The 7,796-nt window shown below is 57.3% G+C and carries 9 protein-coding genes; 5 read left to right on the top strand and 4 right to left on the bottom strand.

The annotated features are described in order from the left end of the window. Positions 1 to 386: 386 nt before the first annotated feature. On the top strand, positions 387 to 512 hold the full coding sequence (locus I8N66_RS34620) for a hypothetical protein (protein ID WP_291164238.1): 126 nt from the start codon (positions 387 to 389) through the stop codon (positions 510 to 512). A 340-nt stretch (positions 513 to 852) separates the two neighbouring features. Here the strand turns inward: I8N66_RS34620 and I8N66_RS34625 are convergent, their stop codons facing one another. After that, on the bottom strand, positions 853 to 1,419 hold the full coding sequence (locus I8N66_RS34625; RefSeq protein WP_291164260.1) for a pyridoxamine 5'-phosphate oxidase family protein: 567 nt from the start codon (positions 1,417 to 1,419) through the stop codon (positions 853 to 855). A gap of 216 nt (positions 1,420 to 1,635) precedes the next feature. Here I8N66_RS34625 and I8N66_RS34630 point away from each other — a divergent pair, with 216 nt between their 5' ends. Beyond that, the gene (locus I8N66_RS34630) at positions 1,636 to 1,893 is read left to right on the top strand and encodes a hypothetical protein (protein WP_291164242.1); all 258 of its coding nucleotides are present in this window, start codon (positions 1,636 to 1,638) and stop codon (positions 1,891 to 1,893) included. A gap of 245 nt (positions 1,894 to 2,138) precedes the next feature. Here the strand turns inward: I8N66_RS34630 and I8N66_RS34635 are convergent, their stop codons facing one another. Then, positions 2,139 to 2,936 (bottom strand): DUF429 domain-containing protein, encoded by a 798-nt coding sequence (locus I8N66_RS34635; protein ID WP_291164245.1) that lies wholly within the window; start codon positions 2,934 to 2,936, stop codon positions 2,139 to 2,141. 80 nt (positions 2,937 to 3,016) lie between these two features. On the opposite strand from I8N66_RS34635, the gene I8N66_RS34640 reads away from it, so the two are divergent. Further along, positions 3,017 to 4,720, top strand: a complete 1,704-nt coding sequence (locus I8N66_RS34640) for a RecQ family ATP-dependent DNA helicase (protein WP_291164248.1) — start codon at positions 3,017 to 3,019, stop codon at positions 4,718 to 4,720. A 265-nt stretch (positions 4,721 to 4,985) separates the two neighbouring features. Here the strand turns inward: I8N66_RS34640 and I8N66_RS34645 are convergent, their stop codons facing one another. Next, positions 4,986 to 5,576: a hypothetical protein gene (locus I8N66_RS34645; protein WP_291164251.1), complete on the bottom strand. Its 591-nt coding sequence runs from the start codon at positions 5,574 to 5,576 to the stop codon at positions 4,986 to 4,988. A 129-nt stretch (positions 5,577 to 5,705) separates the two neighbouring features. Here I8N66_RS34645 and I8N66_RS34650 point away from each other — a divergent pair, with 129 nt between their 5' ends. Next, the gene (locus I8N66_RS34650) at positions 5,706 to 6,269 is read left to right on the top strand and encodes a hypothetical protein (RefSeq protein ID WP_291164254.1); all 564 of its coding nucleotides are present in this window, start codon (positions 5,706 to 5,708) and stop codon (positions 6,267 to 6,269) included. 71 nt (positions 6,270 to 6,340) lie between these two features. Then, entirely contained in the window at positions 6,341 to 6,976 is a 636-nt protein-coding gene (locus I8N66_RS34655; RefSeq protein ID WP_291164257.1) for a hypothetical protein, read from the top strand. A gap of 267 nt (positions 6,977 to 7,243) precedes the next feature. Here the strand turns inward: I8N66_RS34655 and I8N66_RS37640 are convergent, their stop codons facing one another. Continuing rightward, positions 7,244 to 7,759 (bottom strand): helix-turn-helix domain-containing protein, encoded by a 516-nt coding sequence (locus I8N66_RS37640; RefSeq protein WP_365888345.1) that lies wholly within the window; start codon positions 7,757 to 7,759, stop codon positions 7,244 to 7,246. Between the last annotated feature and the right edge of the window lie 37 nt (positions 7,760 to 7,796).

Raw genomic sequence — 7,796 nt, forward strand, 5'->3', positions numbered from 1 at the left:
CCAGTATTTGCACAGCCTCTCGAGGCTTAGCCGCTGTTAGTTTGGCAGGCGATAGTCTTTACGTGACACTCGCGATTGCTGACACCCAAGATTCATCACGGACCCTCGCAGCCGCGATCCTGTAAGCGAAGCGGACATGTTGGGGGCATCTGGAAACCCTTACCTATCGGAGGAATTTCACCTAGACAGGTGACGCATTCTGAGTTGGCCACCGCTAGAAGCACGATGTCACTCACGACCTATTTCATCGCCGAGCTCGTCCGGCCAATCAGGTTGACAATCTGACGGCCACCGAAAAGCGGAGCCTCCTCGAGCGCGCCGTCATCACAATCCGCGAGATGCGCGATGAAGTCGGCATCCCACCAAGCCGGACGGCTGGGGACGCTGTGACCGACCTGCAAACCACCGCTGCGGCAATCGAAAGGCGCACCGACGACCACGTAAGAGCTGCACTGCTCGATGCCGCCGACATGATCAGGACCTTGCATATCGTCCTGGATGGAAAGGAATGAGATGACTGTTTTGCCTGTTGTCCCGCCTCCGGCTAGCGCTGACGTTTACGAGGGGACGATTGAAGACTGCCAAGCTGCCGTCCGGCAGGCTTTCCAGGTGCTGGTGCGCGACTGTAGGGAAGCAGGTTGGCTGGACGACGACGTAGCCATCGCGCTGCCGGAAGTGGCTGAGGATCACTTCCAATCGATTGGATACACGCCTGCGCGATAGTACTGCACGCTTCGGCCTGGCATGCCTGCTCTACGGAGTAGCCGGAACTCTAGTCGGCGCTCGAAGCAATGCCACTGAGGCCTCCTTCCCTTGTGCGAGCCGAAAACCGCACCACTGGCCACAATCGCCTCAAGGATTGATCCATCGGGAGGCCACCACTGCGCCGAGATGGCTGTATTTGAATACAGCTCGACGGTTATCGGCGCGCCGTAGCTCGAACCAGTCTAGGGACTCTGCACGGAAACTTACGACACCGAAAAAGGCCTTCCCATCGGCTTCTCCCCTCGCTGGAACCAGCTCAAGGTTTCGGGGCTCATCTCCCGGTGGGCCGCCCGCGTAGGTGCTTCGCGGCCACACGGAAAGCCCACTCCATGCCTTTTCGGCGAGTTCGCTGCCAGCGGAATGAAGATGGACGACCCCGGCAAGGCGGAGTTGAACTCGGGTCGATGCGGAGAAGCCGAGGATGGTGACGGTGGGATTGCGAGATAGTTCGAGCCACTTAGGGCTACGTGTATCAGTATGAATTTCGATAAGACGAGCCACCGTGTCCACGCGCCGGAGCACGACCATGCGCGCCTGCGGGCGGCCTGCCGCATCAACAGAACACAGGTTGATGAACCTGAACCCAGACTGCGGGTCGGCCGTCGCTGCTTCGAGACTCGACCACGCGGAAGCATCCACTTCTTCAAGGTTCATCGCATGTCCTTTCTTCATCTGGCCCGCGATCCGCGAGAATGTGCCAGAACCGCGATTCCGATCGAGGCGTGGTAATCAGGATCTCATAGCAGACCTTGGCTGCCTGTAGGTACGAACTTAAGAAAGACGCGACATTCCGGGCAAGCCTCGGGACGTGGCCTTGACGAAGGCAGGAATATGTTCCTATTTTGTTCCGGTCATGAGCAGAGCAGAACAATGAGATTGAAAGCCCCCTTCCCGCCGACCACGTACATCGAACATGACCCTGCGATGTACACCACGATCAAGGGCCTTAAGGAGTGGGAGGTGTTGGGTGCACGTTGCTCCGCATGTGGTCGCACAGGCTGGCTCAACAAGGACGCGGTGCTCGAGCGTTGGGGTGACCAATACCTGATGAACTTGCGCAGCCGGTTCCGCTGCGATTGCGGCAACCGCACCGACAACGTCGTGCTGATAGGGCGATTGCCGCGCTAGTGAAAAGATGGGGATAGAGAGCAAATCCAGGCAGTGCTACCCGTTCCACTGGACGTTTCTTGATATCCCCTGTTTGCCCCGGGCCAACACGCGCCGCGGCAAGGCACGGTCCTCCGTAGAGCGCAGACGGTCTGAAGCCCAACCCTGGCAAACGTGGACCGCGCGCACTTCGTGGAACTCGACACAAGTTCGCTTCCACGGGACAGGATTTCTCGGGAAAGCCTTCTTCCAATTTCGGGGTGCCTTCAAAGCGGGGGCACAATTGGCACCCATATCGCCGACGATTGGTCACCATAGGCCAGTGCTCGGTTGTCGAGAGCGCACGCACCCACCCAAGCACATACGACGGCGTCGAGCTTGTCCTCGTACGCCTTCATTTCATGTCCGACGGCGGCAATCGAAGGCGGAGGAAGCAGTGCCTCCACACCTCGAATCCGACTATCCAGCAGGGTGACGATTCCTTTCCAGACCTCGAAGAGGTACTGTCGCCGCATGTCGGGTTTCTCATCCGGCCAATATTTCCTGATCTTGGAAATCTTGTACGGTAACCGCCGTTCGGCAACAGCCAGCTCTATCAATGCCGGATGCGGATACACCTCTATCAGGCTTCTGTTCCCAAGCGCCGTCGTTGCCAGCGGGAATCCCATGCGTCCGAAGCCCTCCCTGAGTTCGTCGCTGATCTTGCCTGGACGCGCGCTGCTGGGGGTATGTGTGCTCGCGTGCCTCGCCCCGTATTCTGAGGAAATCAGATTGTCCGATAGTCTACGTCCCGTGATCGGAACAGTTGCGAGCGGCATGTCGACTGCTACTAGATCAATGCCCGCGCCAGCCTTGGCGGCGCCCGCGGATATCAAAGCCCCAGCGTCAGGCATGGACCCTCTATGACGAAGGATACGGGAAAGTTCAGTTCGGTCGCAAAGGAATTCCGAATAGGAAGCGGCGACCTCGAGCAATCTCCACCCTGTACCGTCATCGGTGATCAAGGCAACGCCGCTCGGCTCGCGTTCGGTCCAGGCCGCGTCGATGCCTAGTACTACCCTCATCCATCTCTCCAGCCAGTCCTTAACGGACCCGCCGTCGTCTACAGCGGATTCGGTTACCCTTTCTCAGCGACTTTCAGTCAATGTCGTGGCCGAAGGCAACCGATGACGAGCAATGTCACGTGGGAAATTGGGAAGATACCCGTCGACTTGTTCTTGCAAGGGATGGATACAAGTGCGTCTCGTGCTCTGTGACGGTAAAGTCGCGGGATGCCGACGTGCATCATCTTCTGCCCAGGTCCATGGGCGGCTCGGACGAGCTCTCGAACCTGGTGACATTGTGCGATGGCTGCCACGCTGCTCACCATCCCAATCTGGCGGGTGGACTTGCACGGAGGGCGATCGAGCGCTGGGCGCTGCGACTGGCCCGCTGGCTCGACCGTGATGCGCGCGCGCTTGATGCAGAAATGAACCTTGGGTCCGTCCTTCGCCTATTCGGCGTCTCCCACTTCCGCGGAGGCCAGCTCCCGATAGTCTTGGCAGCGCTCGCAGGAAAGTCGATCCTGGTCGTCAGTCCTACGGGATCCGGAAAGTCGCTCTGCTTTCAGATCCCCGCTCTTCTTCGTCGACGCGTTACCATCGTCGTCAGTCCCCTCAAGACGCTCATGAGTGATCAGGTGTCAGGCCTCCTTCGCAGGAAGATTCCCGCGACCTTTATCAACAGCGCCCTCAGCATGGAGGAGAAGACAATCCGCTATTCGCTTGTCGAGGCGAATGCTCTGAAATTCCTGTATGTGGCTCCCGAACGGTTTTTCGTTCGTCGAAAGAACGAGCGTGAGGCCTTGGCTGAAAGTCGACCTGCCTTCCTTGTCGTTGACGAGGCGCACTGCGTCGATCAGTGGGGCCGTGATTTCCGTCCGGAGTACGGCCGCCTCGCGGAGGTGCGTTCCACTCTCGGCTCTCCTCCGGTTTTGGCCTTCACCGCGACCGCAGGTCGGGAGATGCAGAAGCGGATTCTTTCCTCCCTGGGGATCGAGGACGCGCAGGTCTTCGTCAGAGGCGTGGACCGGCCCAATATCGCAATGATCCGCTGGGCAGCCGATCGATCGGCACGCCATCATGAAATCGCATCGCTCCTGCGGCTGCCCGTGTTCGCTGGACGCAAAGTCATGATTTTCGTACCCACGGCCCGCATCGGTCAGGAGCTGCAAACCGATCTCCGGAACAACGGACTCGAGGTCCCCTTCTATCACTCGAAGTTGGGTACTGAGTGGGAGCGTCAGGAACTGCTCAAGCGCTTCCAGGGCGAAAGCCGTCCGGTAGTGAACCACATCATTTGCACGAACGCCTTCGGCATGGGACTGGATGTGCCGGACGTACGCCTTGTCATCCATTGGCAGCAACCCGCATCGGTTGAGGATTACCTGCAGGAGTTCGGCCGGGCGGGCCGAGACGGCAGGCAAGCTGTCGCGGTGACCTTCACGGAAGGCGCTCGTGGCGCCGGTCGAGATGTCGGATTGCTGCGCTTCATGGCGGAGAAGACAGCCAACGGCTCAGGACTGGAGGAGCAGGCAGCACGATCGATGCTTCGGCAACGCTTCTCGCAGATCGATGACCTGGCCGCTCTGCTCGGCAGCAAGAAGTGCTTCCGAGCGGCACTGATGGAATATTTCGAGGGCCAAAAAGTTCATTTGCGACAAAGCTTTGGCATGAGGATCCTAAACTGGGCTTTCAGCAAGGAGGCGGCGCCGCGGCCGTTCAAATATTGCTGTGACACCTGCGCCGGCCTGGATCGACGCTATGAAGGGCTCTCCGATCACGTGACATCGGCGTTCTTCAAGAGGTAAGCTCATGAGCCGTTCCGTGAGTGAGCGCCGGATTGGGTCAGGGCCGCCGCTTTTGTCAGTATCGAGAGCTGACGCTAGCCGAACGCCCCTGTCAGCGACTTCAGCAACGCCATAATAGATACAGGGTCGCAAGGTACATCGCGCGCCCGTCTTCCTGACCGCCGCGGTCGAGCCGCAGATCGATCGCGCCTGCCAGGCTCGCCCCATCCCCGCTCAGCGCGATGAGGTGCTTTAGGCTTTGGCGCTCCGCCTCGCCGCTTCAGTGCTACTTTATCTCGACGGTCTTCAGCACCCACTTCGGGTAAACAATCTGGTTCATCGTCGTCAGCATGGTGGTTGTGTCTCCTAATAGCGAGCCATTGAAGGGCGGAGCCACTCGCGCACCATTTGGATACGACCCCAGTTTGTCCGCCAGGTCACGCATCAGCGCTATGGGATTTTGGCCCTTCCCTTCGCTCCAGACGAACTGACACCCGATCCTATGAAGATCAGCATACGGAACCTCAAACACGCCCTCGCCATTGTCCGCGAGCACGAGTTTTTTGTATTGTGGTTTCACCACGCGACCAACGATCAGAACGGTTCGTAGTGACGCCAGGACGGTCACCTCGCCCGGAAATCGAACGATATCGAGCCAGACTTCACCATCTCCGTGAAGAGACGTTTCAAACTCAATCCCTTCGATTGCAGGGGAGGTGTCCAGGAATCGCTGAAGCTCCGAGACATCAACAGAATCAACTTCGTGTTCTGGTAGTGTGCCGGGCCAATATTCAGATTGGCACGTCTCTGGTTGTGCAAATGCCGCGGTCGACACAAAAACCGCGCCAAAAAACGCCGTATATCCACTAGAAAACACCAGCGGCCTCCACTCTAGATTGGTGCAAGATGAGCCGATCAAGCTGGCCCAAGTCAAGTCGCCATCAGCTTGACTCTAACGGGCAATCTTGCACGTATGCCACCAGAGGGCGTTCTGGAAGGGTGCGAAATGAAGATTCTTATTCTCGGGGTTGTGTTGGTGCTGGCGGCTGGTCCAGCAGCAGCCGATCTAGCAAGTGATTTCAGAGCTTGCAAAGGAGAAACAGATTCATTGAAGCGCCTAACTTGCTTCGACGCCATCAGCGTCGAAGCAGCCGCAAATGCCTCTCAAACGGGTCCACGGCCGACATCTAGCTCGCCGATAACACTGGCAAACATCGCACTTCGAACGCAAGGAAAGGACCTAGAGCGACGAGTCTACAGTCCACGTGTCGAAGCTGTCCCAACGTTCAAGAACGATTCAGAGAAAACAGTGGTCGCAATCGAACACATCTTGGTCATTGCAGACGCCTTTGGTGAAAAGGTAGTCGACGGGCGGTCAAAGCTGGACATCAAAATTCCACCAGGAAAAACCGTGCGCAGCGAGACGTTTTACTTCTGGGAAGACAACCAGTTCATCAATGACGAGCCGTACGACCGCCTTTATGGCCCCGTTGGAACTGGCGTGGCGAAGGCTACTATCGTCGTGACCAAGGCAGTGTTTTCAGACGGTTCCGTTGAGACTTATAAGTGACAGCCAGGCGGGAAAATGAACGGCATAGACCGGAAGTCCTTTCGCCGAACTCCCGTCGGAAAAGAAGGCTAATGCCACCGATCGCTTTATCGCAGCGCCCAGGCGTTGTTTGGCGTATGCTTTCGATGGCGAAGGCGTTCGTTGGCAGCCCCTTCGTGAACAGCTTTTTGGCGGCAATCATCGCAGCGGTCCTAACCTCGTTGTGGCAATCGCATATCGTGGAGCGCCAGTTGCGCCATGAAGATGCCAGAGCAGCGCAGGAAGATGACCGTCGAAAACTTGCGACATCAATAATCTTAGCGGATCAGATTTCTTCTATTCACGGGAAGATGTTGGGAGCGTCGCATGCAAAGGGGACCATCTACGTCAGTATGCTCGCAGGATGGTCGATCCCGACAGAGGGCCTAACCAGGTGGGATACCGATGATCTTTCCAAATTCGACGCAAATTTCCTTGGGCACTACGGAGGGCTGCTCGCGACCTTAGGCACCATCAATACTCTGAGCGAGTTCTATGCTCACATGTATTCCGACCAAGTCGCTGCAGCGCTGACGGAGGCGGAAGCTTCAGAAGTAAGGCGTCACATTTCACGCGCTGTCATAGCCTCCGGCTACATGACCGAGACACTACTTGAGGTTTATCGCAAAGAGCGCATCCCAGTGCGCTCAAAAATAGAGATTGGTGCTCCTGCCGTAGAATCCCAATAGGGGAAAGAGCGCCTGCGCAGTCGCAGGCGCTGGCGGCTACGCAACTCGACTTCAGATGGACGTTGAGGGCCTTGATCGTGGGGCCGCCGAGATTCAACGTTAGCGCCAGCCCGGGGCGCGGACGCTTGTCATCGTGATTGCCAGGAAGACTGAGCGCGTCTTCGACGTTGCAGGACACACTGGTTGCCACCTTGGAGCTGTCGTTTGCGCACAGCTCGTAAAACCGGCACCGACTGTGCGCCCAACATCCCGCCAAAAGAGCGCAGTTCAGCGGCGTTCAGTACTCGGAGGATGCCCAAAATGCTTCTTGTATGACCGCGATAAGCAAGAGATCGAGGGAAATCCCGTCCTTTCAGCGGTGTCAGCTAACGATAACTTTGTGTCTATGATTAACCTGCGAGCAGCCTGAAGTCGAAGGGAAGTGTAAAACGCTGCCGGCGTTACCCCAAACGTCTTCTTGAACAAGTACTCGAGCGTTCGCCTTGAAATTTTGAGACGAGACGCGATAGCGGAGATAGAAATAGGGAGGTCGATATGGCTCTCCATCACTTGTATCGCTCGAGATACCCTTGGCTCACGGCGATCAACGGAGCCAAGTGACACAATCCGCTGCATGTCGGATGAACGTTTGTCACGGTCGTAGGTGAATAAGCTGGCAACATTCAGCGCGGCCAAGTCTCCTTGTCGTGACCCAATCATTGTCAACATAAAATCCAATACCGACAAAGCTCCTCCGCAAGTGACAACCGACCCGCACAGCACGAACGTGAGCGCGACGAACATCCCACCTTTCCTTTTGTGATTGAGGCCGCGAGATAAG

The organism is Ensifer sp. SSB1 (assembly GCF_016652895.1).
In the GTDB taxonomy this organism is placed as follows: Bacteria; Pseudomonadota; Alphaproteobacteria; order Rhizobiales; family Rhizobiaceae; genus Ensifer.